Source organism: Ruegeria sp. AB7 (assembly GCF_056542625.1).
Genome location: NZ_JBQGAC010000006.1, coordinates 182,322 through 206,223 on the forward strand (window position 1 = coordinate 182,322; position 23,902 = coordinate 206,223).

Consider the following 23,902-nt stretch of genomic DNA (forward strand, 5'->3'; position numbering starts at 1 on the left):
GGGGCTTCAACTGAAGCGCTTTTGCAAGGCCGTATTCAGTGCCTCTGACAATAAAACCAAAACGATGATTGCCAACGTCACGGTCGCAGCCTTTTCATACTGAAACGACCGTACGTAGGTTTGTACATACAACCCGATGCCACCGGCACCGACAATGCCCAGTATCAGGCTTTCGCGCAGATTTAGCTCAAACCGAAACACGGTATCGCGCATGATCACAGGCGCCATCTGCGGCCAGATTGCCCAGCGCAACTGTTGAATTCTGTTGGCCCCTGCGCTTTCAAGCGCCGCCACGGGAGCGGTGGCAACATTGTCAATGGCTTCTGCATAGAACTTTGCCAACATGCCGGTCGCGTGAAATGTGATTGCCAGTATACCGGGAAGCGGGCCCAACCCAACAGCGCCCACCATTAGCATAGCGACCAGGATCAGCGGGATCGACCGGTTAATCGCAAGCAAGGTACGGACGGGACGCCAGATCGCTGTTGGTACCATAGTTTCAGAGGCCAAAACGGCCAGTCCCGCCGACAGGATCACGGCGAACAATGTTCCCAGAATGGCGATCCTCAGTGTCTCCGCCAGCCCGGTCAGAACCTCGCGCCAAACGGACAGGTCAGGTGGGATCATACGCCCCAAAAACTCTGCCAGACGGGGCCCTGCGCCTGGCAGCTTGCCCAATCCCATATCCCCGCTGGTCAGCGACCACAGGATCGCCAGCACCAGCATGACCCAAATGACGGATCGACCCATCAACTGACTACACGCAGCCCTGATGTGACACCGGCACCGTGATACAGTTCATCGATGTCCCCGCTGGTCAACTGAGCCGAAGGTTTGTCGAACAATACCACGCCATCTCGCAGGCCTATGATGCGCTCAGCAAAGCGGCGTGACAGGTCGGGCTGATGCGAGCTGAAAATGACGCCGATTTCGCGGCTATGTGCAGAGCTGGTGATCAAGCTCAGAATGCGTTCGGCGTGAGCAGGATCCAAATTGCTAACGGGCTCATCCGCAAGGATCAACTCGGGCTCTTGTGCCAGACATCTGGCAATCGCAACGCGTTGCCGTTGCCCACCCGACAACTGATCGGCACGGCGGCTTGCCAGGTCGGACAGCCCCGTATCCTGAAGAGCCCGTGTCACGCACATGTGGTCCTCTTCTCGGAACCGCCCCCAAAGCGAAGACCAGATACTCATCCGGCCCATCCGACCGTTCATTACATTCTGATAAACACTCTGCCGATCAACCAGTGCGAATTCTTGGAAGACAAAGCCAGTATTGGCACGGTCCTCGCGGGATGGAATCCCAGTTGCCAAAAGTGGCTTGCCCAGTACCTGAGCCTCGCCCTGCCAACCGCTCAGACGACCGTCCAACAAAGCCAGCATCGTTGATTTGCCCGCACCCGAAGGACCGAGTAGCGCGACGCTTTCACCCGGCTGCACCGACAGTGAAACATCTGTAAGAGCTGCCGCACTGGCAAAGTGCTGCGATACCGCGTTGAGTGAAACTACAGGGTTCATTTCAGAAACCCATACCGCCGCGCAGTCTCGCGCACGCCCTCGTAAACCGATGGATCAGCAGGAAGATAGCCATCCGGGCCATAGAGGTAGGCCAACAGATGACGGTTCTCACTCTCGTTGAGGCGCAGCATGGTTTCAATGAACTTTGCCTGCAGCCCGGCGTCCAGATCAGGGCGGGCAATGATTGCGTGGCTGGGAATTTGTTCTGATTCCGCCAGCACCTTGACCTCGGCCTGCTGATCCGGGGTCAGATAGAGATCGGCATACTGGCTTGCGCCTGCCGCATCGACCAGTCCGTTGGCCATGGCCTGCATCGCTTGCTGATATCCGCCAGCAAAGAACTTCTGCCCGAAAAAGCTGTCGGCATCGCCCGTGCCCGCGAACAGCCCGGCGCGCACAAACAGATCAAGCGGATAGATGTAACCGGATTCCGAGACCGGATCGGAAAAGGCGATGTCACGTCCCCGGAGATCGGCCAGCGTTTCGATTCCGCTGTCACGCCGCACGAAGACCCGGCCCGAATAGCTGGGTTGCCCGCGATAAACCTCGGACAATAGCGGTACGGCGCCGATCTGGTCTTCGGCCAACACAAAGGGCAACGCTCCCATGAACGAGATATCGGCATCACCGTTGCGCAGCGCCTCAACGGCAGCAGCGTGGTCGAACGTGACAAACCCCGTGACCGGGACGCCCATCTGCTCTGAAAGCCAGCCGGTGATGACGTTGATGTCACCCAATAACTTTTCGGGGTTCTCCTGCGGGATGAAGGCCAGCTTCAGCCCTCGGTCAGTTGCAGCCATTACGGGCAGGGCTGCAGATGCGGCTGCAGCGACCAGAAAATTGCGGCGTGACAACATCAGAACATCCTCTCGTCAATTTCGGCCTGCATGGCCTTGAACAGTTCCCACTGGCGGGTGGCTTCGGTCCAGTTTCCTTCGGCGCTGGCATCGCCAACCGCCCGCAGGATCGCGGCGAATTCGTAGATTTCGGGCTTGGCGTTCTGATTGACCATGACACTGGCATCCGCGGCCAGATCAGGAGCGACCGTGTCGATCAGAACCGCTATGTTTTCGGCATCCTGCATCGGCAGCAGGGTATCGAGCGTGCTGGCGAATGTCGTCAGCTCCTCCCAGGACAAGCGGAATACGCTGTTGCGACCCTCGAATACTTGATAGGGTTCTTCACCGTCTCCAACAGCTTCGACGTAGGCCGTCAGATCTGCGCGCTGTGCTTCGTCCAAACCCAAATTTTTGGTATCATTGAACCAGTCAACAACGCTGGCCAGCGTCGGCAGCGATCCGTCATGCATGTAAGGTGCAGTGAAATTGACGTTGCGCAGCGTCGGGGTTTCGAACGCAGAAGCCGTGCCGCCGGGGAATGGTGGTTCAGCGCTGCCGATGTCGTAGGTCAGACCATCGCGGAACTGACGGTCAGGCGTGTGACACGAAGCGCAGGACTTGTCACCAAGTCCTGCAAATTTGGTGTTGAATAGCACCTCCCCACGCTTGGCGTCATCTGACGCCAGATCCGTCAGCTTACCGGACCGATCGATCTTTGGGTTGGGAAGAAAGTCGAACTGTTTGACATAGGCTTCCAGCGCGTCCAGTTGGAACGGCGTTGGTTCCTTTCCCGCGAATTCGGTCACAATCACATTTCGGATGAACCGGCGCAGGCTGGGTTCGCGCCCGTCGCGGCCATAAGGTGCGGTAAAGCGGATGCCGCGCATGGAAGGCGTATCCAAGTGATCATCGGTCCGATCATTGAACATTGGATTGAAGAACGAACCGTCCACATCCATCCCACCCGGATGGGATGACAGGCCGGGAATGAAGAAATCCCGGTTCACGTCGGAGCGGTTGTGGCAGGTCGAGCAGGCGATGCCTAACTCGCGCGCCGGGCCGCCGAAGATTTCAGGGCTGTCGAACAGCATATCGCCATAGGCCACCAGCGGTAGATTGGCTTCATCCTCACCCGCCTCTTCAAACTGAAGAACCAGCCGCGGCAGCTGCGCCTGATCTCCGATGTTCGACCCTGGCGGCAGCGTGGCGGGCATTGTGATTTGTTCGCCGGAAAGCACAACTGTTTCAGGCAGCGGTGTTAACTTGTCGCGTTGGGCATACTCGGATGGCAGATAGTTGGCACGAATATAGGCAGCGACAATGGCCTGAGCCTCCGCAAATTGGTCGGCATCCACCGTTTGTGCACCATTGCCCAGTACTCCTGCGCTGCCAAGGGTGGAGTTCAGAACCAGCCATGCCCGGCCCAGATCGCGAGCCGCCGACGCATCCGCAGCCTTGATACCATCTTCGAATGCGCGGAACAGAGCTGCCGCTTGTGCAACCTCGCGTGCCGCTTCAGGCTGACCCAACGCGGTCTTTGCGACATCCAGATGGCGCAGGATTCCCTCAGCAATGGCAATTGTGCTTGCTTCGAACAGCGCCTGGAGATCTTCGGCTTGCATAGCTTGGTTGATCGCAAGCGCCTCTTTGTCGGAAACGCGTGACAATGGAGCGACCTGAATGTCACTGCCAGGTGCGGGCGAGGTCCAACTCCTCTCAATTTCATCCCAGGGAACCGGGGTTAGATTTCCCATGAACAAGGTCAGTCGATACGCGGCAGCGCGCGGAGCCCAAGGAGATTCTTCAATCGCCGTGGCATCGGCGATCACTGGCAATGCGCAAAGAAGTGTGGACGCTATTAGATATTTCATAGCCCTGTCTATTAAAGTTAGCCTTGTCTAATTTATTGATGAAGGCATGCTCATTGTCAAGTTCGGCTTTCAGGTGCATACACTAGTGACTGGATTACCGACCTAATCGTGAGCCGATGACTGAAACGACACCGCAAGATTCAGATCGTACTATTGACACTCAGGCGAGTGGATTTGAGGCTGTGCGACAGGCCCACCAAAGCGAAATGGTTGAAGACTACGTTGAACTTATTGCGGAGTTGATCCATCAGAATGGCTCGGCGCGCCCGGTCGAAATAGCCGAGCGGTTGGGCGTAACCCAACCTACGGTTTCGAAGAATTTGGCCCGTTTGAAACGAGAAGGTTTCATAGAACAAATTCCCTACCGCTCACTTCAACTGACCGATGCCGGGCGTCAATTGGCGGAAGCTTGTAGAAGGCGTCACCGAATTGTCGTGGATTTCCTGATCGCCTTGGGTGTTTCAAAGGAAGTCGCAGAGCATGATGCTGAAGGTATTGAGCATCATGTAAGCGAAGAGACTCTTGCAGTTTTCAAAGGGTTCGTTGGGCGGACTGAGGAAACAAAGTAGAAACTAAAAACCTAAGTTGTGCTGGCGAATTCTGGCACTCTTAGTTTTAGAAAGACTAAGACCACTTAAACCTTTGTTGGGCCGTTGCACTAGCCCCGCACGAACCCTTGTCGCATCTGAAAAGCGAAAATTGAGCGGATTTAATGATTGAATCTTTTCCCAAGCAGCCAAGGTAATAATCGGTCTAGCTCACTTATTTTCATTGGGGATCGAAACCTTTAGCGGCAGTGGCCTTACTACAGCAGCTATCCCCCAACTGAATTGGCGGACACGGTATAGTCGCGTAGGAACAAAAGACACAGCAATCGCCTTCCAACGGTTTCAAAACTGCCTCACATGATTTGCATTCATAAAACCACTGGCACGAGTCAGTTGGCATTTTCTCGGTTTCAACGTGCCCACACCGAGGGCAGGTCAAAATGCTATCGAGCACCACAGTTTGATTTGTCATTGTCTCACATCCGCATGATTAGATAGTCATTGATTTGAGCCTCATTGAACACGATGACCCATGCCGACGCGGTAGTCGCCGTGCTTCCGACAAGCCACCATTTCAGATTTGCCAACGTCCCGTTTAGATGCGCTAAGAACCACGAAACCGCGACCAGCGCTGTTGAGACGGCGAGAACATAGTAGCTTGCCGCCGCTAATTTTCCGAATACAGCCAACCAACTGCCGCCCAAGCCTAACAACATCATGGCCATTGGAAGAACACAGCATGTTGCGACGCCCAGAGCTGAAACCGATCCCAAGTAGCTGAGGTTCACGTATTTCTTCATCTTTTGCTCCCGAGATGCTCGATTTGATTGTGTTGAAGCACCGGTATTCAGAGCGTATAACTCCTGTAGTAACTACAGGATCAAGTGGAGGCACTTCACATGATTGCGATAGGTGAGGCTTCCCGGCAATCCGGGGTTGGCATAGAAACCATCCGCTACTACGAACGCGAAGGTATCGTACCAAGACCTGTGCGAGCTCTGAACAATCGTCGCCTCTATTCAGCAAGCGATGTGGGAAGACTTCGATTTTTGAAGAGGTGCCGCGACCTGGGATTTCCTCTCCCAGACGCAAAGGCGCTTTTAGAGCTGTCAGAAGGAAGTGCCGAAGACTGCCGGTCGGTGAAAGAGCTGGCCGAGGCGCATATTTCTAGCGTTCGAAGCAAGATTGATGAGCTCAGACGTCTGGAGCACGCCTTGAGTGAGCTTACTGCCAATTGTGATAGTGGTAACGTTCACTGCCCGATGCTGCAAAGTCTGCGAACGATGGATGATATCTGACTCTGGACACTGGGCGGAAACTCAGGGTCTGAGATTTAGCCAGATCACCTCAGACCAAGGTCTGTGGTGCGGTAACAGATTGTAGTTCATAGTCGATTTCACGATGAGAGCGAAAGTAACTGACCTGACGATTGGCAATTGGTCGTTGTCGCGAGTCTTTCTTGCGGCAAGTATCTTCGTGATGGGTACTGCTACCGCAATCGTTGGGGTCTGGGTGTCTAATCGAATTCAGAACGCAGTCGTGCAAAACTCCGCCAACTCCGCAGCGCTGTATATGGAAAGCGTAGTTTCCCCGCTCAGCCAGGAATTGGCACATGGCGACCGCCTTTCTGAGCAGGCGAGCCTGGCGCTGGATGAGATTTTCATGACCCAGCCAATGCGTGACCGTATCGTTTCCTACAAATTCTGGAAGCAAGGCGGTGTGATTGCGCATGCCTCGGATACAGACATCATAGGAAACCGTTTCAATCCAACGGATGATTTAAGGCGAGCGTGGAGCGGAGATATCTCCGGCTCTTTCGAAGAGCTTGATCATGCCGAGAGCGCCGCCGAGGCGGCATTGGGGATACCACTGCTTGAAGTTTACAGCCCCATCCGCGAACTCTGGTCCGGCGAAATCATCGCAGTTGCGGAGTTCTACGAAAGAGCTGACCAGCTTGAGTTAGACTTAGCCAAGGCCAGGCGAACAAGTTGGTTGGTCGTCGGCTCCGCATTTCTGGCAAGTACTATTGTTCTGTATTCCATCGTCGCAATTGGCGACAAAACAATTCGACGACAGGGGTCTCTTCTTAAAACAGCGGTTGAAAGAAAGTGAGAAGATGGCTGAGCAGAATGCGCTGCTGCGGTCGCGTGTGGTCGAGGCGTCAGAAAGATATACCACGCAAACAGATCGGTTCCTCAAGAATCTTGGAGCTGAGCTACATGATGGCCCTGCGCAATACCTGTCGCTCGCCGCCCTTAGATTGGAGGCGGCGTTTTCCAAAGAGTCGGAAAGGCCTAAAGAGGCAGTGGAAATTCAGCAGTCTTTGCAAAAATCGCTGGCTGAAATTCGTGCAATTTCGCGAGGGCTGTCCGCGCCAGATATCGATAGCCTGTCACTCGTCGATGTTGTGAAGAGAGCCGTAGAGGATCACGCCGAACACAGCCCGTTGCGACCGGATATTTCATTCCTGGGTAGCCAGGCTCCGGTGTTGTCATTGTCCGACAAACTGTGCGTTTTTCGGTTCCTCCAGGAAACGCTTTCCAATGCGGTGAGATATGCTCCAGCTTCCAAGTGCACTGTTATCGCTGAGGCGCAGAACGACCGCATAGTTGTAAAGGTCACAGACGACGGACCAGGATTTGACAGGTCAGAAGAAACCGCGTTGCGAGATGATGGTGGCCAAGGGCTTATGGGCTTGCGAGATCGGGTCGAGAGTATTGGTGGCAGGTTCGACGTCGCATCGAGACCGGGCGAAGGCACCACCATAGCTATGACACTATTTCCCAGAAAGTTAGGCACATCATGACTACATCTGTCGTAATAGCCGATGATCACCCGATATTCAGGGATGGTTTGCAGCGCACGTTGGATGAAGCTGATGGCTTCGAAGTTTTAGCCGCTGGGTCCAGTGCTGAAGAGGCAGTATCGCTGGTCGGCACGCATCAGCCGGACATAGCTATTCTTGACCTCTCTATGCCCGGTGGCGGGATAAGCGCGACACGTAAAATCGCGGCAATGGCAAATCCACCTGTCATTGCAATCTTGACAGTCTCAGAGAACAGCGGCGATGTCGCGGACGCCTTGGAGGCGGGTGCGATTGGGTACATTGTGAAGGGAGTAACCGCAAGCGAACTAACCGCTTCTTTACGCAGCATCGCCGCAGGTGAAGGGTTCGTTTCTCCTGGCTTGGCCTCGCGGGTACTTCTTCAAATCAACGCTGACACCGGCATGTCTGTTAACAGCAGCATTCTAGATGACCTTACACATCGTGAGGAAGAAATACTGAGACGTGTGGCCAAAGGACTGAGTAATCGTGAAATCGCTGACGAGTTAGACCTCCAGGAAAAGACCGTGAAGCACTACATGACCGCAGTTCTGTCCAAGCTTCATGCGCGAAATCGGGTAGAGGCCGCGCTCATTGCACATGATGTTTGGAACAAGGGAGAATAGCTGCGGTCTCGTTGACGACGGTGGCGGCCCCTCACCAAAAAGAAGCCGCCAACGGATTATCGACTGGAATTGCAGCTCAGTTGGCGACCGACTGTAACCTTCGGCGATCAGAGGCCGTTGCGTTTCTTTCAACAACAGTCCGGTTGTAAGGGTCTTTCAACTCGTAACGCCCAAACTCGATCTCCTCTTTCCAACCATTGGCATAATTTACTTCGATATTGTTGCCTTGGCGTTCGATTTTCGTGGGTCGACTTCCAGCAGTGCCGCCTTGCCCAGATGAGCGTACATTGTCGATTGAGATAACATTCGCCAAGGACCGAAGCCTTGAAACGTCAGCGCCTGTCGCGGGGCGTTCCTCAACAGTTCGGTTCTGAGCATTCTTTCTCTCATACCGCCCGTTTTCGATCTCTTCCTTGGTTCCGTCGGCGTAACGCACTTCAATGCCGTTGGCGTTCGTTTCGACCTTTGTTATCCCAGCCGAACCCGACGATTTGCCCCCTGAATTAGACTTATCCTTCTTTCCGCTGCCCTTATTGGAGCGTTTGGAGTCATCATCGTCATTATCGTCATCATCATCGTCGTCGCGACCACTTTTTCCTGACCCCGAATTGTCGTCCCGGTTATCATCTCTGTCGTCGTCTCGATCATCGTCTCTATCGTCATCACGATCATCATCTCGGTCGCCACCACGGCCGCTATTACCCGACCCCGAGTTATCATCCCGATCGTCGTCGCGATCATCATCCCTGTCATCGTCACGATCATCATCCCGGTCATCGTCACGATCATCCCCGTCTTTCCCTTTGCCGCTTTTGGCAAAGGCATATGACGGTTCAAAATGTAGGCGGCCATCGTCATCAAAGGTTGGCACATAAGGCGTCGCGGCAATCAACGAAGCCAACGCCGCGGTACTTAGAAGTTGACCCAGCTTTCTTTGAATTTTCATTTTCGCCTCCAATTTTGATCGTCACGCTTCATGACATTGGAGACAGGCTACTACCGGCCCGACTTTCCCACATCGGGCTTAGGTCTGACGAATTTCAAGCCGAACGTCTTAATCCGATCAGTCAAACCAATAGATTCTTTGCAGAACCAAATGAGCAGTTTAGTGGGGATTAACCCCGTCGCCTTTCAGCTCGTCATCAGGTTCGAGGTGGATGACAAAGACGGAACCCGGGTACAGACACTCTAGTTCTTCCTCTATGTCGTTACATATATCGTGCGCTGCGCTGACTGGCATTGTGCCGTCCACAACAAGGTGAAACTCTACAAAGATAACATTCGCGGATCTGCGCCCTTTTAGGTCATGATACTCTAAGGCTGCGCCGAGGTTTGCTTCGATTGCATTAGAAACAGTCTGCAAGTCATGTTCCGACAGGCTCACATCCATCAGGCCATCGACGGATGCCCGAATAACTTTCCAACCCTCCCACAAGATGTTCAGCGCAACAAGAATTGCCAGGATCGGGTCAAGGATCAACCAGCCGGTGACAAGCGCTAGTATCAGTCCTGCGACGACACCAACAGAAGTCATAACATCCGTAAAAATGTGGCGGGAGCTCGCGTCCAAGGCGGGCGATCCCTCGCGCCTACCTGTCCTAAGCAAGAGGTAGGCCCATGCACCGTTCACACCCGTTGCAACGATATTGACGGCAATTCCAAGCAGCGGCGCATCCTCAAGATGCGGGTTCGGGAGCACCAGTACAACTTCTCTGATGATCAAGAACGCCGCCAACACAATCAGCGCGCCCTCAAACACGGCTGAAAGATACTCCGCTTTTTTATGACCAAAGGGGTGGTTTTGGTCAGGGGGCTTATTGGCAACCCGAACTGCGAAATACGCCAACAAAGCCGCGACAACATTCACGGTTGATTCCATTGCGTCTGACAACAAAGCCACCGAACCTGTCAGCCACCAAGCCAACAGTTTCAGGGCCAGTACCGCAATGGATATCGGGATAGACCAAAGAGCGATTTTTTGTGTCATTTGGCCGCGACCCTCAGTCAATTATGAACAGAAACTCGGGTGATTGGTGAGCTCCGATGTTCAAAACGTAAAACAGGTGTTTGGCGAAAAGGGAATAGGTCTTACGGCATCCTATTGGCGACAGCATCTGGTCGCCGCTGCGTGGCGCCAAACGACTGTTATTCGGATGAAAGCCCGGTCGACGAAACAGGAACAGCCTTGAGATAGGCGGCAATCGCCAAACGGTCCTCATCCGTCAGCCGTGAGGTGTTCTCGATGACGTCCACCATCTCACCACCCGCACTGTCATAGTCTGGTGTAAAGCCAGATTTTAGGTATTCGGCAATGTCTGCCTCTGACCAATCAAGCTGGTCTGAGGTTAAGCCGGGGATACGACCTTTCCCGTTTGGATTTGGTGCACCCGTCAGCCAAAGGTCTCGTTTCAGGCCCCCTAAACCATTTCGCGGGGTATGGCATTCAGCGCAATGACCCAGCGCCTCGACCAAATACCTGCCATGTTTTTGTTGGTCGGTCAGATCACCTTCAACCACCCAGCCTGATGACATGAACAAGAGCTTCCATCCCCCCAATCCGCGCCGAACGCTGAAAGGAAAACCTACGTCATGCGCAACACTTTCCGTTGCGGCCGCTGGCAGCGTGCCGAGGAATGCGTGTAACGAAACCACGTCTTCGGCCGACATGTTGGCGTAAGAGGTATAGGGAAACGCTGGGAAATAGTGCTGCCCTTCGGGTCCGGTTCCATGGATCAAGGCACTGGCCAGATCCAGGGCAGACCAGGATCCGATACCAGTTTCCGGGTCACTGGAAATGTTGGGGGCAATGAACGTACCGAATTCCGTCTCAAACCGGCGACCACCAGCGAGCACGAGCTTGTCTTCACCGACCGCATCCGGCGCTGAATGACAGGATGCGCATCCCCCCGCGTGGAACACAATTTCACCTCTGGCAAGATCTGGGTTCAAACCGTCGAGTCGTGATTGCTCCATTCGTTGAGGTCGGGTCAGCACCAAACCGGCCAACCCGACCAACACAATGACGATTGCGACAAAGAAAAGAAAGCGCCGCACCATCAGGGCCCAATCAGTTCTTTGGAGCTCTGTATGCTTTGTGACATGCCGAACAGCTTCCGCCCAGATCGCCCATCGCTGCTTTTAGGGCATCAACATCTTGACCTGCCGCAGCCTGCATCGCAACAGCGGCGTCTGCCATGGCCTGCCCTTTCGCACCAACGTCAGGGAAGTTCTCCCAGATCGCAGGCAATGCACGGGTGGTCGAATCGGACACATTGTCAGATCCCTGGGGCCACATCGCGGATTGGTCGATTTGTGTCAGTACAACAAGATTATTCGCGGCCCGAGTTGCGGCCTCGGCATTATAATCGACCTCTCCCTTAGCCATTCCGCCAAGTGTACCAAGATTGAAGGCATAGAGTTGCATGATTGAGGTACGAGCTTTCACAGCCGGGTTTTCACTTTCTTGGGCGATGGCTGTGCCAATGGCGGCCAATGATAAAAGACCTGCCGCGAATACTGAGAACTTCTTCTTCATGATGTGTCTCCCTGTTTAATGCTCCGAATGTTAGCTTGAACAATTTTTCTTGTAATTGTTTGTTATTGGTCGTCACTTGTTAATTTATGAACAACGAAAACTGGGATGATATTCGGTTCGCGCTCGCCGTAAGCAAATACGGCTCACTCAATGCAGCGGCAGCGGCACTGGGCGTCACGCATGCGACCGTGTTGCGAAGGGTGGCCGCATTCGAAGAGCGCAATAGCTGTGTGATTTTCCAGAAAAGCCCTTCGGGATACTCCGCACTGCCCGAGGCCAGAGCAGTTCTGTCGGCTATGGAAAGCGTCGAAGATGCGGTGCTATCGGTCGAACGTGCGCTTGTAGGAGCAAACCGGTCTCCGGTAGGTCACGTACGTATCGCGTCAACTGACAGCCTTTGCCAGCTTGTTTTGCCCCAAATACTTAAAGAGATATCCCAGTTATACCCTGGCTTGGAGCTGACTTTATTGAGCGGCAACAGCCATCATGATTTATCGAGATTAACTGCGGACATCGCCGTAAGACCCTCCATAAAACTTGAAGAAGGGCTTGTTGGGGAACGCGCAGGTACGCTGTCATTTGGAGTTTTCGACGACGGCGGCACCAATCGAAAATGGTTGCGGCTTGATGGGGCATTGAGTCGTTCTCTTCCAGCAAAATGGCTTGCCGATCATGTCAGTGCGGATGAAATGACCAACGGAGCAGATAGCTTCTTAGTGCTTCAGCAGATGGCTGCATCTGGGGTGGGCAGAGCGTTTCTGCCTTTGTTCATCGGGAACGCGGACCCTCGGCTTCAGCTATCGAGCGAGATGGATCCTGGAATTGATGTTCCACTGTGGGTCGCGACACTTGATGAAATAGCACACACTCCGAGGTTTGCCATTGTACAACGAGCTTTGGTTGATCGCATAGCCAACAAAACACTCTGCCGCTGAGAACAACGGGAAGTCGCGCCCTCGCTCAGGCGGACTGTACGCTTTCAGGCCTTCAAGGGTTTCGTCCGGTGGCAGGAAGCGCGCGATCATTACGGTTACGAACGTCGCAAAAGGCGCGGCTGACCTCTAAGGCAACTCCATTGGATAAAACCGTGTCCTCAGCTTGCGTCTACGGGCTGCAGCACTATTGCCGAATAGCATTACCTCGTCCCCAAGACAGCTTCGCTGACTGACCTACAAATCAGCCCTGATTTTCCGAAAGGGAAGTCAGATCAAACCAAACAGTCCGTCGGAGCATGAACTGGGGGCGGTGGGTTAGTTTATTAAGCAAATGTCAAATTCAACTAATGTCTAACATTGGGGGCGTCTTCTGATGACGAACGTCCACCGCTTGTCTGGTCCAACCATGACGGTTAGATCGGGTTCGTTTGACTTTAAACAACAGGAATGTGGTGAGACACACAGCTTCGCCATTTGATAGATATTAGCTTACTGATTTTATATGTTATTTTTCCTCAGAGGAGCGCAGACATAAACATTCGCAAGTCAAGGCATTTCCGGTTAGTCAGCGCCCTTCTTAGAATTTCTCAGGTATTCGCTGCGTCTCGACTAATGAGCAAACGCGCTTCTCGCTGACATCCACCGTGGTTTGCGCCGACTGGCGATCAGAGCCCGCACTAGGCCTTCGGCATCATCCATAGCGTTGTTCGTTTCGCAAATCGTGATGTCCAGGTCGTCTAAATTCGTTTTGTAGAGCTCCGAACAACGAGTCGTGTGGCGAGCTCTTCGGATTTAGGTGCCTGATCAGAAGCGATCCAATCGGCTAGCGCGTCTGCTGCTCGTTCACCCATCTTAGAAACAGGTAGATGCACGCTTGTCAGTGGCGGAACGGTCACGGACGAAATTGGAAGGTCGTCAACGCCCATCATAGAAATCTGGTCCGGGACGCCGATGTTTTGCGCTTGAAGACCAAGCAAAACCCCAAGCGCAACGACGTCAGATAGGCATAAAATTGCATCTGGCTTGGTGTTTAGACCGCCGAGGTGTTTTGCAACGTCTACTCCGCCCTGATGGCTGATCTCGGTTTCGAAGGTTGAAAGATTTCCAGCGAAGGGAAAGGTTGTAATGCCTGCAAGGCGAGCTCGTGTGCGATCATTGTCGTGAACCGGGCCATGTACGACAGCAATGTCCCGATGTCCGAGATCTGCAAGGTGCTGCAATGCAAGTTGCGCCGCGGCTGCGTTATCATACCCGATGGTCGGCAACGGGTTTTCGGGGTCAAAGAAAGACGTAATGATTGTTGGCAACATAGTGCGCTCGATCAGATCGAGCAGCGCGGCATTGTGTGTGGCTCCGGTGATAATCAGCCCCTCAGCTCCGATATCCAGCAGGCTTTTGGCTTTCTTGGCTTCGATATCCAGATTTGCCTCGGTGGTTGCTACGATCAGTGACAATTGGTGGTCCGACAGCTTGCGCTCTAGCGCCGCAAGAAAGCGGGCAAAGATTGCGTTGTCCAGAGTTGGGACCAATGCGCCGACAAATCTAGTGCGTCCGGAGTTGATCGCGCGCGCGGCCGCACTTGGGACAAATTTGAGGTCAGCGATGGTGGCTTGAACTTTTTCCAGAGTATCTTTCTTAACCACACTCGGTTCGTTCAACACGCGCGACACCGTCGCGACAGACACGCCCGCAGCCTTTGCTACATCTCTGAGATTTGCGCGTTTTTTAGGCTCTGGGGCTTTTTGCATCGTAGGATTTGGTGTCCATTTCGCGGATTTCTGAGTAAAGAGTTGACATATGTAACTAGTTTCATCAACCTCTGTAACTAGTTACATTTTGGGAATTCAGCAGCGATATGCAGGGGTCATCCGTCTTACATGCGTTTACCAACTCGGGGTTTGACAGCCCTGGCCGCCTGTTCCCTGGGCTTCAAAACGCTTCTGACACCCGCATGCACATCCTTACCCCACGTGAGGCTGTTCGACTGGTCGCAAAGCACGGTGATTTGCTTTCGATAGAAGGGGTTGGTCCAAAGCAAGCACTGGATGTTGTGGCGTTCACCAATGATGGAAAGTCGGGACTGGCGGCGCTGAGTTTGACAGCAACCGGGCACGTCAAATGGGACGATTTTGATAGTACACAGCTCCTGACTTGGGTTACGGCGCATGGCGGCAGTCGGCAGGTTCCCTGTCACAGGCTGGACCATATACCCGAGCCGCTGATTCTCCGCGCAGACCACACGGTTACTGTCTGGGTGATCCGTACAACCGCGGTCACAGGGTTGATTGAAGGCAGTGCGACCGGGAACATCACAGTCTTGCACAAACCAGCAATGGTCAAAGGGCCGCCTTTGCCACCTTTGCTGGGTGATACACGGGACGAATTCACCGTGCAACGCGGTAGCGCTCTGGCCTATGAACTGAAGGCTGGAGAATTTGTTCAAATCATCGACATTGAAGGCCAGCAGTGTTCTGACTTCATGGCGCTGCGGACTGATGGGCTGGATCGTGGCCAGGAATGGATGATCGATTCAACTGCCACTCGGTCGATGGTGCGCCGTGCCTATCCCGGCCCCGGCTTGCTGGACAAGTTCTTTGATCGTGACATGCGCCCGCTGTTGAACGTAGTGCAGGATACCTGCGGTCGGCATGACACATTCGGACTAGCCTGTACCGCTCGCGGGTATGAAGAGCGAGGGTTCCCCGGCCATGTGAACTGTTCGGATAATATGTCAAACGCGTTGGCACCTTACGGCGTTTCACAGCGGGCTGCGTGGCCTGCAATCAACTTCTTCTGGAATACATGGATCGACCCGACGAACCATCACATACTAACCGAGGAATCCTACTCGCGTCCCGGTGACTATGTCGCCATGCGCGCGCTTGAGGATCTGGTTTGCGTCTCGACCGCCTGCCCGGACGACATTGATCCCATCAATGGCTGGAACCCGACCGATGTGCATGTACGCATCTACCGCCCCGAAACGCCCATCCGCCGTGCGGTTGCCTATCGTGAAAAGGAAGACGCGCCCATGTCGATCAGTCAGGAGTCGGCCTTTCACGACCGTCTGGCCCCGTTAACCCAGCATTTCGCACCTGCGCGCGACCTATGGGCGCCCGTCAGTTACCCTGCCCACGGCACGTTGGGTGAATACTGGGCCTGTCGCGAGGCGGTGACTGTTCAGGACATGAGCGGGCTTCGCAAATTCGATATTGTCGGCCCGGATGCCGAGGCTCTGATGCAATTGGCCACCACGCGCAATGTGGCGAAGCTACCGGTCTGGCGCGGGTCTTATACATTGATGTGTGACGAGAGCGGTTCGGTGATCGACGATGGCACCCTGTTCCGACTTGCGCCCGAAATCTTCCGTTGGTGTTGCGGCACCGAGGAAAGCGGGCGCGCGTTGCAAGAACTGGCCGATGCGCGTGGCCTGCAAGTGCGGATCCATGCGTTGCGTGGAGCAATGCCCAACCTGGCCATTCAAGGGCCAAAGTCGCGCGAACTGCTACGCAAGATCGCCTTTACGCAACCGCATGTGCCAGGCTTGGATCATCTGAAATGGTTCGGCGTCACCGTCGCGCGGCTACGTGACCGCGAGGGTGCGCCGTTTATGCTGTCACGCTCGGGGTATACCGGTGAGTTGGGGTATGAGGTCTTCTGTTCCAAATCCGACGCCGTTGCGATCTGGGATGCGGTGATGGCGGCTGGGGAAGAGTTTGGGATCACGCCAATGGGCTCGGCCGCCCTGGACATCATCCGGATAGAGGCAGGGCTGGCCGCGGCCAATGCCGAGTTTGCGCCGGGTGTCGATGCCTTTGAGGCTGGTCTTGGCTTCGCCGTCGATCTGACAAAAACTGAATTCACTGGAAAAGCCGCACTGGAACGCAACCTGCGCGAGCCACGTCGGGCGCTTAAAGGGCTTTTAATCGGATGCGATGATGTGCCAGCGCACGGTGCACCCGTCTATACAGGTGAACGGCAAGTAGGAGTGGTAACGTCTGCCACCCGATCACCGACGCTGGAACACGCAATCGCAATGGCACGGTTATCCATCGAACACGCGGAAAACGGCACTCAACTTGAGATCGGTCAACTCGACGGGCGGATGAAACGCCTGCGCGCCACCGTCTCGGATATTCCATTCATAGACCCGCAACGTAAGCGGGCGCGCGCCTGAAGGCGCATGCAACTCAACGCAACGGGAGAAAGTACATGAAAAAACTGAAACTTATTGCAACCTTGACCTTTGCTTTCGGCGCAACAACGGCGATGGCACAAGAAAAGGTTATGGTGGGCGAGCCCAGCTGGCCCGGTGCCAAAATAATGAGCCGTGTGATCGGCCAGATCATTGAGACCCGCTTGGGTGGAGAAGCTGGCTATGCCCCCGGAGCAAACGCGGTGATCTTTGCCGCCATGGATGGCGGTCGTGGTGACATCGACGTACACCCGGATGTTTGGCTGCCGAACCAGTCGTCCTTTACGGATGAATATGTCGATCAGAAAGGCACCGTAGGTTTGTCCTCAGGCAGTTACGAAGGCCGCGCTGGGATTTGCGTGCCAAACTACATGGTCGAAGATCACAACATCCGTTCGATCTACGACCTAGCGACACCCGTCGCGCAAGAGCTGTTTGACTCCGATGGCGACGGCATGGGTGAGGTCTGGGTTGGTGCCTCGGGCTGGGCCTCGACCAACACGTTCAAGGTGCGGGTGCGGGATTATGGGATCGAGACATTTCTGACGCCGACCACCGAAGACGAAACCGTGTTCTATTCCCGTCTGAAAGATCAGATCGACCAGAAGAAAGGCGCGGCCTTCTACTGCTACGCGCCACACTACGTACACGCCTTATATGATGTGACCATTCTGGAAGAGCCCGAGCACGACGCGGCCACCTACAAGATGGTTCAGCCCGATCAGGATGCCGATTGGTATAACAAATCCCATGTCAGCACGGGTGAACCGGTCAAAACCGTGACAGTGGCGCATTCGAAATCGCTGGAACAGCGCAACCCGGCAGCGGCCTCTTTCCTTGCCAATATCGACATGGATGCGGGAGAGCTAAGCGGTCTGACTTATGAAGTCGTGGTCAAGGGCCGTGACACGGATGAAGTCGTAGCCGAATGGATCGCCGCCAACGGCGATATCGTCGACGGTTGGCTGGGACTGACGACCAACTAAAGCCCATGCGCCCCTGACTATCGGGGGCGCGAACCAACACAATTCCAATGGGGCCAATATGACAGCGGAAATAGCAATCGACGCAAAAGGCGTGTGGAAAGTTTTCGGTACACGCTCGCAGGAGGCTTTGAACGCTATCCACAGCGAGGGCCTGAGCAAGGCTGAGGTGCTGGAGCGTTTCAACTGCGTTGTCGGCGTGGCTGATGCCAGCTTTGAGATCGAACGGGGCGAGCTGTTCTGCGTCATGGGCCTGTCGGGTTCGGGTAAATCGACCCTTGTGCGTCATGTGAACCGTCTGCTGGAGCCCACTGACGGCCATATCTATCTGGATGGCGAGGATGTGATGGGCCTAAACGATGAAGGTCTGCGCGATCTGCGTAACCGGCGCGTTGCGATGGTGTTCCAGAACTTTGGCCTGATGCCTCACCGCACAGTCCGCGACAATGTAGCAATGCCGCTCGAAATTCGCGGAACCGGGAAAGCACGCCGCTGGGAAGAAGCGGACCGGGTGCTGGAGCTGGTTGAACTGAACGGTTGGGAAGACAAATACGCACATGAGCTGTCAGGCGGCATGCAACAACGCGTGGGACTGGCCCGTGCGATCGCTGCAGACCCTGAAATCCTTTTGATGGATGAGCCGTTCTCGGCCCTAGACCCGCTAATCCGCAAGCAGTTGCAGGATCAGTTCATGGACCTCAGTCACAAGCTGAACAAAACCACGATGTTTATCACCCACGACCTGGATGAAGCAATCCGCATCGGCCACCGCATCGCGATCATGAAGGACGGGCGCATCGTGCAGATCGGCACGCCGGAAGAGATCATACTCAATCCCGCTGACGACTATGTGGCCGACTTTGTGGCGGGGATTTCGAAACTCAATATGATCTTCGCCCATGCGGTCATGAAACCGGTCGATGAGTTCGAGGCGCATCACGGCGAACTCCCGGAGGATGCCAAAGAGGCTCACCCAGATATGGATCTGTCCGACCTGATGAACCTCTGCGTGGACGGACATGGAGTCGTAGCTGTGACGCAGGATGGCAAGACGGTAGGTGTTATTAACCGCGCGGGTTTGATCCGCGCAATTCAGGACAGTCAGGCGTAAGGGCAACGATATGAAACATGTTGATACGCAACAGATCCAACCGGAAACCGCCGACCGTCTGAATGGGCTAATAGGAGATTTTGTCGGTCAGGGGAACGCCTATTACCAGAAGACCTTCGCCTACATGATGCAGGCCCCAGGCTATCGCTTTACTTTAAACACAGCTGCAGCAATCCTCGGGCCGATCTGGTTTGGTGCACGCGGGCTGTGGTCGTGGTTTCTCGGGTTTTTGGTTTTGGAAACGCTGGCCTACATCCAGATCGGTCTGGGTTTGTTTGGTGATCTTGGGCGCGAGTTCCGCGAGCGGGCGATACAGATCGAGCAGACACTGGAGCTGCGCCGACAGCAGATTGCAGCGGCGGAGCAATCCGGGTCGACCACGTTGGAGTCGTTGAAACGCGCGGCGGAATCACTTGAAGGAGCTCTGGCTGGCGCGCAGGAGGCCGCACGCACAGCGGACTCGACCGGTGTCACGTATCTGATCATTGGGATCGCCCTTCTGCTGGCAGTCAAGTTTTTAGCTGCTTCGCTGGCCAACTGGACGCTTGAAGGTCAATTCGCGCGCTGGCGTTCAGACCCAAGTGTAGCCCATGGCTGGTCTATCTCTCGGCTGATTGTGGCGACGGCGTTGACCGCTGTGGTGGTGATCCTGTCCATGATCAAATTTGCACAACCGGACGCGGTGGCTGTGCTCAAGACCTTCCCAACCAACCGGGACTGGCGTCTGAACGTAGGCGATGGTGTGCAAGCGGTGTTCGAGTGGACCAAGACTGCCGGGCGCGGCTTCTTTGATGGGCTGACCTATGGGATGCGCACCCTGCTGGACTGGATCGAGGTTGTGCTGGTCGATACCCCCTGGCCGGTCGTAGCTTTGGTGATCATCATGCTGGCTTACCTGTCGGCTGGTCCCCGTGTGGCGATCTTCACCGGAGCCGCGCTGGCCTATCTAGGCCTGCTGGATTTTTGGGAAAAGGCGATGACTACAATCGCCCTGTTGGGCGCCGCGGCGCTGATTTCGATCACGCTGGGCATTCCATTGGGTATCTACTGCGCCCGTCGCCCACGTGCTTTTGCCATCGTGCGGCCCATTCTAGATTTCATGCAGTCAATGCCCTCCTTCGTCTACTTGATCCCGGTGGTGGCTTTTATTGGATCTGGAAAGCCTGCAGGCGTAGTTGCAACCATGATTTTCGGTAGCCCTCCGGTAATCCGCTTTACCGTACTTGGCCTGCAACAAGTCCCTGAAACTGTGCGGGAAGCCGCTTTGGCCTTTGGAGCAACGCCTCGTTACCTGCTATGGCGGGTAGACCTGCCCTTGGCGCACAAAACCATCATGGCAGGTGTGAACCAGACTATCCTGATGTCTCTGGCAATGGTTGTTGTCGCCTCGCTGATCGGTGCCAAGGGTTTGGGCGAGGACGTGCTAGAGGCACTGCAATACGCAGCGGCGGGACAAGGAATTCTGGCCGGTTTGGCAATCTTGTTCTGCGCGTTAATCTTAGATCGGATTGTGGCCGGACGAAAATAACAATTGTGGCAAACGCACGATCATCCGTCTGAAGTTCTAGGTGTGTTTTCAAAGCCAGTAGGTGGCGGGCGCTGCCTGAAGAGCAATCCGATGCTTTGCCCATATCTCTCAAAAAAGGCTGAGAAACATCCGGTGCATTAATCTAAAGAAAAGTCCAATAGTGTCCTCGGATCAGTACCGGGTTACAACGACTGCGACCGCAGCGAACACCACACCAATCAAAAGAGCCTTTGTATTCATTGAAGAACGATCGGGCAGTTTAACCCGAAGAGATAGAGCTATAATCACGCCCCCCGTTAACCCGGTCGCGATTGAATAGAGCATGCTACTTTTGTCCGCGTTGAGACCGATTAATATGCCGACCGTAAGTGAAGCGACAAAATATGTACGTAACCATCCAGACATATGCCCGGGGTGGGTTTTATAGAGATAAATATTCACTCCAAATAAATGCAGCGAATAGGCCAACGTTCCTATGACGTACAGTTCAGGCGAAGTTGCGGTTGCTTGCATGACTGTAATGGCAAGCAAGCAGTTATAGGTTCCGAGTGCCACTGTATCCAAGCCAAGAGACAACCTGTTGTCGACCCCTATCTCGCGACCGGCTTCCAACAAGTAGTAAGCGAGAAATCCTAGCAGAGAGTAACCATACAGCGAGTGTTCCCATTTCCCGGTTGCAGCTAAACCGGCTGACAATTCACCGATTTTTGGCAGCAAGAATAGGAAAGCATAGCCAAGTCCGATCCCTGATGAAAAATCAGATAGCCAGCTTGCCGGGGCCGGGAATCTGCGGAAAAAGGACACGCAGAAGACGTGAACAGTACCAATGACTGCAATCGATGTTATCGCGAGGTATGTCGGCGCTTCGAACACGGCTAAGATCCAACGAACATATTACAAGCAGATGAGACACTCGTTGTGATCAAAAGCACAACCCAGAAAGTGAAGAAGGTGCGATAGCGGCTTTCTCAGAATGCCCACCGACTAGTTTTTTGAGTACCGATCGTACTGAACGATCAACGGCAGCTTTTGTCTGCTTAACAGCCAATTATTCAAGTTTGCCAAACACGTGCCTCGAGCCCATCGCGCCCAATGACGCAAGGATTGCCAATGAAAAAGAAGCACGGAAAGCGAGAATTACATGGTTGAAGGCGTGCCTTGAAACAAACACTTGTACAGGCGCTCGGCCTTGCCGAATTGAACCCGGTGCGTTCACAAGCGCATGGCCTTGTAACCCCCAAGAGAGCCTGGACCATGCGTCTCTTTCGGAAGCCTTGCTGCCAGTGAGTTAAATAAACTCAGATCAAAACGTTATTTGGCCTCAAAAACCATCTCGCCCTCGACGAACGTCTTTAATATCTGCGTCTCACTGACCTCCGAGATCGGAATTTCAAATAGGTTGCGGTCAAGCACGATGAAATCGGCAAGCTTGCCTGTTTCGATTGAGCCAAGCTCTTCTTCCGCAAAATCCAAGTATGCAGAGTTGATTGTGCGGGCATCAATTGCCTGCTTCAGCGTGATCGCTTGGCCCACCGCAGGATCGGGTGGACTCGTGTCAGCCACAGGATCGATACGGGTCACGGCCGCCTCGATCGATGCCAATGGGGTCTGCATGAACAACGGACCATCAGAAGCGATAACGACCCGTCCTCCGGCGTCAGCCACAGAGCGCATTGGGAAAACCCTCTGCGCGCGTTCCGGGCCAACCACGCGGTTGACGACATCGTTGTGGGGGTTCGAAAACCATAGTACTGGCGAGAATTCCGGTGTCAGATCGAGTTCTACCAGTCTTGGCATGTCATCTTCCGATATGAAAAACGAATGGGCAAGCTGGTAGCGGCCTTTCAGCTCGCCCAGTTGGTTTCGTGCGATTTCCATTGCGTCCAGAACAAGCCTAGCACCGCGATCACCCACAGTGTGGAAAACCATGCCTTTCATACCTTGTTCTTCAAACCGGATAATGTCGGCCACAAGTTCCTCTTCGGTGAAAAAGATTAGCCCATAGTCGCCCTGACCAGAAGCAAGAGGATCATACTTTGAAACCGCGTCAGATTGGGACTGTTCCGCTTTCGAGGCGTTCGTCAGGAAAGGTTCCAGCATCGCTCCGGTTTCAGTCGGAATGCCATCGATATTGACCTTAATAAAGGTTGGGTCCAGCCGTGGCGCGATCAAGTCTTGAAACGTGTCGATTGCAGCACGTTGGTCTTCCACGGATTGATATGCCCGCGTCGGAGAATCGTAGGTCCACGCCACACTAACCCTGATCGGAAGCCCCTCGGTCGTTGCAAGCCGATGTAGCGCCTGCACATTTATCAATTCGCTATGCATGTTTCTGGCAGATGTCACACCCATTGAGGCAAGCAAGTGTAGCACGTCCCTTGCGCCATCAACGTGGGTTTCGATATCCAGCCCGCGTAGAAATGGCATCGCGTAAAGACCCATCGCGGCCTCTTTCATGTAGCCTGTTGCTTCTCCTGTTTCTGGATCCCGCACAATGATCCCGTTCCGTGGGTCCGGTGTATCGACATCAATACCGCTATCGATCATCGCCGGTGTATTCAGCACTGCCTCGTGCCCGGTTGCAGTGATAATATAGGCCGGAATATCAGAGACTGCCTCATCAAGCCAAGTCGTGTTCGGTTCTCCATCAAACAGCTCGTTGGCCAATCCAGATCCAAAAAGGTATTCGAGATCTGGGCGCGCAGCTACAAATTCGCGAATCAACTCCGTTGCCGCTTCCGGGTCGGCATCGCCCGGGAGTAGGATCACCTCGTCAGACAATGCCGCAGCAACGTACCAATTGCGGAAATGAACATGGATGTCATAAAGGCCCGGCAATACCATCGCACCCGCAAGGTCGATCGTTTCAGTCTCGCTCCCAGCCAGCGCAACGACTTCTTCTGCTGAACCGACAGCAATGAAACGTCCATCCTCAATCGCAAACGCCTGGGCCCATTCTTGTTCAGGGTTGACCGTATAGACCTGCGCATTGGTGTATATGGTGTCGGCGGTTTGAGCGTGTACTGCCGTCGTCGCAAGGGCGATTAATGCAACGGGCGCTAACAGGAAGCGAAATGAGAAGGCCATGGGGCTATCCAATCATTGTGCAAACATTGATCCTCGCCAACGCAGGGATTGGCTGAACGGGACCCTCAAGCAAGCTTCCGAGCAATGCGCGCGCGCCCATCTGATGCACAGCGTTGAATATCTTGATACTATTAGCAACTTAAATTACCGCGATTCAGTTCTGAAATTTACCCTTGCTTTGTCCGCAAGCGGGGCCTTCAGCTCCGGGTCGTCGAAGGTCAGCTTTCCTTAGCCTGACCACTTTTTTTGCTTTTTTCTTTGATCTGAGAGCGGACATTAAAACAGTTAATCGCTAATAGC

The 23,902-nt window shown here is 54.3% G+C and carries 23 protein-coding genes; 10 read left to right on the forward strand and 13 right to left on the reverse strand.

Going from position 1 to position 23,902, the window contains the following annotated elements; genetic code table 11:
• Window positions 1-6: 6 nt before the first annotated feature.
• The 4 genes from phnE to ACR0EN_RS16250 are packed head-to-tail and all read right to left on the reverse strand — an operon-like array spanning window position 7 to window position 4,230.
• A complete protein-coding gene (phnE, locus tag ACR0EN_RS16235; protein WP_170818937.1) occupies window positions 7-750 on the reverse strand; it encodes a phosphonate ABC transporter, permease protein PhnE in 744 nt (247 codons plus the stop codon).
• Window positions 750-1,520, reverse strand: coding sequence for an ATP-binding cassette domain-containing protein (locus ACR0EN_RS16240; protein WP_170818938.1), 771 nt, complete (start codon window positions 1,518-1,520; stop codon window positions 750-752). Before ACR0EN_RS16240 ends, phnE begins: the two co-directional genes overlap by 1 nt.
• Complete coding sequence (locus ACR0EN_RS16245; RefSeq protein WP_170818939.1) at window positions 1,517-2,377, reverse strand: phosphate/phosphite/phosphonate ABC transporter substrate-binding protein; 861 nt, start codon at window positions 2,375-2,377, stop codon at window positions 1,517-1,519. Before ACR0EN_RS16245 ends, ACR0EN_RS16240 begins: the two co-directional genes overlap by 4 nt.
• Window positions 2,377-4,230: a cytochrome c peroxidase gene (locus ACR0EN_RS16250; protein WP_170818940.1), complete on the reverse strand. Its 1,854-nt coding sequence runs from the start codon at window positions 4,228-4,230 to the stop codon at window positions 2,377-2,379. The genes ACR0EN_RS16245 and ACR0EN_RS16250 overlap by 1 nt, the downstream gene beginning before the upstream one ends.
• Window positions 4,231-4,346: 116 nt before the next feature.
• Between ACR0EN_RS16250 and mntR the strand changes: the two genes are divergently transcribed.
• Window positions 4,347-4,799 carry a manganese-binding transcriptional regulator MntR gene (mntR, locus tag ACR0EN_RS16255; RefSeq protein WP_170818941.1) on the forward strand — a complete coding sequence of 151 codons (453 nt, stop codon included), beginning with the start codon at window positions 4,347-4,349 and terminating at the stop codon, window positions 4,797-4,799.
• A gap of 199 nt (window positions 4,800-4,998) precedes the next feature.
• On the opposite strand, the gene ACR0EN_RS16260 is transcribed toward mntR, so the two are convergent.
• Together ACR0EN_RS16260 and ACR0EN_RS16265 are read right to left on the reverse strand one after the other, a co-directional pair.
• Entirely contained in the window at window positions 4,999-5,250 is a 252-nt protein-coding gene (locus ACR0EN_RS16260) for a GDCCVxC domain-containing (seleno)protein (RefSeq protein WP_480587788.1), read from the reverse strand.
• 4 nt (window positions 5,251-5,254) lie between these two features.
• Window positions 5,255-5,578: a hypothetical protein gene (locus tag ACR0EN_RS16265; RefSeq protein WP_480587791.1), complete on the reverse strand. Its 324-nt coding sequence runs from the start codon at window positions 5,576-5,578 to the stop codon at window positions 5,255-5,257.
• Window positions 5,579-5,677: 99 nt separating this feature from the next.
• Here ACR0EN_RS16265 and ACR0EN_RS16270 point away from each other — a divergent pair, with 99 nt between their 5' ends.
• The 4 genes from ACR0EN_RS16270 (at window position 5,678) to ACR0EN_RS16285 (ending at window position 8,228) form a co-directional block, all read left to right on the forward strand.
• The gene (locus tag ACR0EN_RS16270; RefSeq protein ID WP_170818943.1) at window positions 5,678-6,076 is read left to right on the forward strand and encodes a MerR family transcriptional regulator; all 399 of its coding nucleotides are present in this window, start codon (window positions 5,678-5,680) and stop codon (window positions 6,074-6,076) included.
• 241 nt (window positions 6,077-6,317) lie between these two features.
• Complete coding sequence (locus ACR0EN_RS16275; RefSeq protein WP_480587795.1) at window positions 6,318-6,890, forward strand: hypothetical protein; 573 nt, start codon at window positions 6,318-6,320, stop codon at window positions 6,888-6,890.
• 4 nt (window positions 6,891-6,894) lie between these two features.
• Window positions 6,895-7,584: a sensor histidine kinase gene (locus ACR0EN_RS16280; RefSeq protein ID WP_480587798.1), complete on the forward strand. Its 690-nt coding sequence runs from the start codon at window positions 6,895-6,897 to the stop codon at window positions 7,582-7,584.
• Window positions 7,581-8,228: a response regulator gene (locus ACR0EN_RS16285; protein WP_170392761.1), complete on the forward strand. Its 648-nt coding sequence runs from the start codon at window positions 7,581-7,583 to the stop codon at window positions 8,226-8,228. Before ACR0EN_RS16280 ends, ACR0EN_RS16285 begins: the two co-directional genes overlap by 4 nt.
• A gap of 76 nt (window positions 8,229-8,304) precedes the next feature.
• Here ACR0EN_RS16285 and ACR0EN_RS16290 read toward each other — a convergent pair whose 3' ends face one another.
• From ACR0EN_RS16290 to ACR0EN_RS16305, 4 genes are all read right to left on the reverse strand, one after another.
• A complete protein-coding gene (locus ACR0EN_RS16290) occupies window positions 8,305-9,174 on the reverse strand; it encodes a hypothetical protein (RefSeq protein ID WP_480587801.1) in 870 nt (289 codons plus the stop codon).
• Between the two features lie 159 nt (window positions 9,175-9,333).
• The gene (locus tag ACR0EN_RS16295; protein WP_480587804.1) at window positions 9,334-10,215 is read right to left on the reverse strand and encodes a cation diffusion facilitator family transporter; all 882 of its coding nucleotides are present in this window, start codon (window positions 10,213-10,215) and stop codon (window positions 9,334-9,336) included.
• A 158-nt stretch (window positions 10,216-10,373) separates the two neighbouring features.
• Window positions 10,374-11,282, reverse strand: coding sequence for a c-type cytochrome (locus ACR0EN_RS16300; RefSeq protein ID WP_480587807.1), 909 nt, complete (start codon window positions 11,280-11,282; stop codon window positions 10,374-10,376).
• Between the two features lie 13 nt (window positions 11,283-11,295).
• The gene (locus ACR0EN_RS16305; protein WP_480587810.1) at window positions 11,296-11,763 is read right to left on the reverse strand and encodes a c-type cytochrome; all 468 of its coding nucleotides are present in this window, start codon (window positions 11,761-11,763) and stop codon (window positions 11,296-11,298) included.
• Between the two features lie 86 nt (window positions 11,764-11,849).
• Here ACR0EN_RS16305 and ACR0EN_RS16310 point away from each other — a divergent pair, with 86 nt between their 5' ends.
• On the forward strand, window positions 11,850-12,698 hold the full coding sequence (locus tag ACR0EN_RS16310; protein WP_170392764.1) for a LysR family transcriptional regulator: 849 nt from the start codon (window positions 11,850-11,852) through the stop codon (window positions 12,696-12,698).
• A gap of 737 nt (window positions 12,699-13,435) precedes the next feature.
• Here ACR0EN_RS16310 and ACR0EN_RS16315 read toward each other — a convergent pair.
• On the reverse strand, window positions 13,436-14,446 hold the full coding sequence (locus ACR0EN_RS16315) for a LacI family DNA-binding transcriptional regulator (protein WP_480587812.1): 1,011 nt from the start codon (window positions 14,444-14,446) through the stop codon (window positions 13,436-13,438).
• 203 nt (window positions 14,447-14,649) lie between these two features.
• On the opposite strand from ACR0EN_RS16315, the gene ACR0EN_RS16320 reads away from it, so the two are divergent.
• The 4 genes from ACR0EN_RS16320 to ACR0EN_RS16335 are packed head-to-tail and all read left to right on the forward strand — an operon-like array spanning window position 14,650 to window position 20,515.
• Window positions 14,650-16,875, forward strand: a complete 2,226-nt coding sequence (locus tag ACR0EN_RS16320; protein WP_480587815.1) for a DUF1989 domain-containing protein — start codon at window positions 14,650-14,652, stop codon at window positions 16,873-16,875.
• Window positions 16,876-16,910: 35 nt separating this feature from the next.
• Window positions 16,911-17,879: an ABC transporter substrate-binding protein gene (locus tag ACR0EN_RS16325; protein WP_170392767.1), complete on the forward strand. Its 969-nt coding sequence runs from the start codon at window positions 16,911-16,913 to the stop codon at window positions 17,877-17,879.
• Between the two features lie 58 nt (window positions 17,880-17,937).
• The gene (locus ACR0EN_RS16330) at window positions 17,938-18,987 is read left to right on the forward strand and encodes a quaternary amine ABC transporter ATP-binding protein (protein WP_170392768.1); all 1,050 of its coding nucleotides are present in this window, start codon (window positions 17,938-17,940) and stop codon (window positions 18,985-18,987) included.
• Between the two features lie 10 nt (window positions 18,988-18,997).
• Window positions 18,998-20,515, forward strand: coding sequence for an ABC transporter permease (locus ACR0EN_RS16335; RefSeq protein WP_170392769.1), 1,518 nt, complete (start codon window positions 18,998-19,000; stop codon window positions 20,513-20,515).
• Between the two features lie 171 nt (window positions 20,516-20,686).
• Here ACR0EN_RS16335 and ACR0EN_RS16340 read toward each other — a convergent pair whose 3' ends face one another.
• Both ACR0EN_RS16340 and ACR0EN_RS16345 read right to left on the reverse strand, forming a co-directional pair.
• A complete protein-coding gene (locus ACR0EN_RS16340) occupies window positions 20,687-21,388 on the reverse strand; it encodes a hypothetical protein (RefSeq protein WP_170392770.1) in 702 nt (233 codons plus the stop codon).
• 438 nt (window positions 21,389-21,826) lie between these two features.
• Window positions 21,827-23,602: an amidohydrolase gene (locus ACR0EN_RS16345; protein ID WP_170818949.1), complete on the reverse strand. Its 1,776-nt coding sequence runs from the start codon at window positions 23,600-23,602 to the stop codon at window positions 21,827-21,829.
• Between the last annotated feature and the right edge of the window lie 300 nt (window positions 23,603-23,902).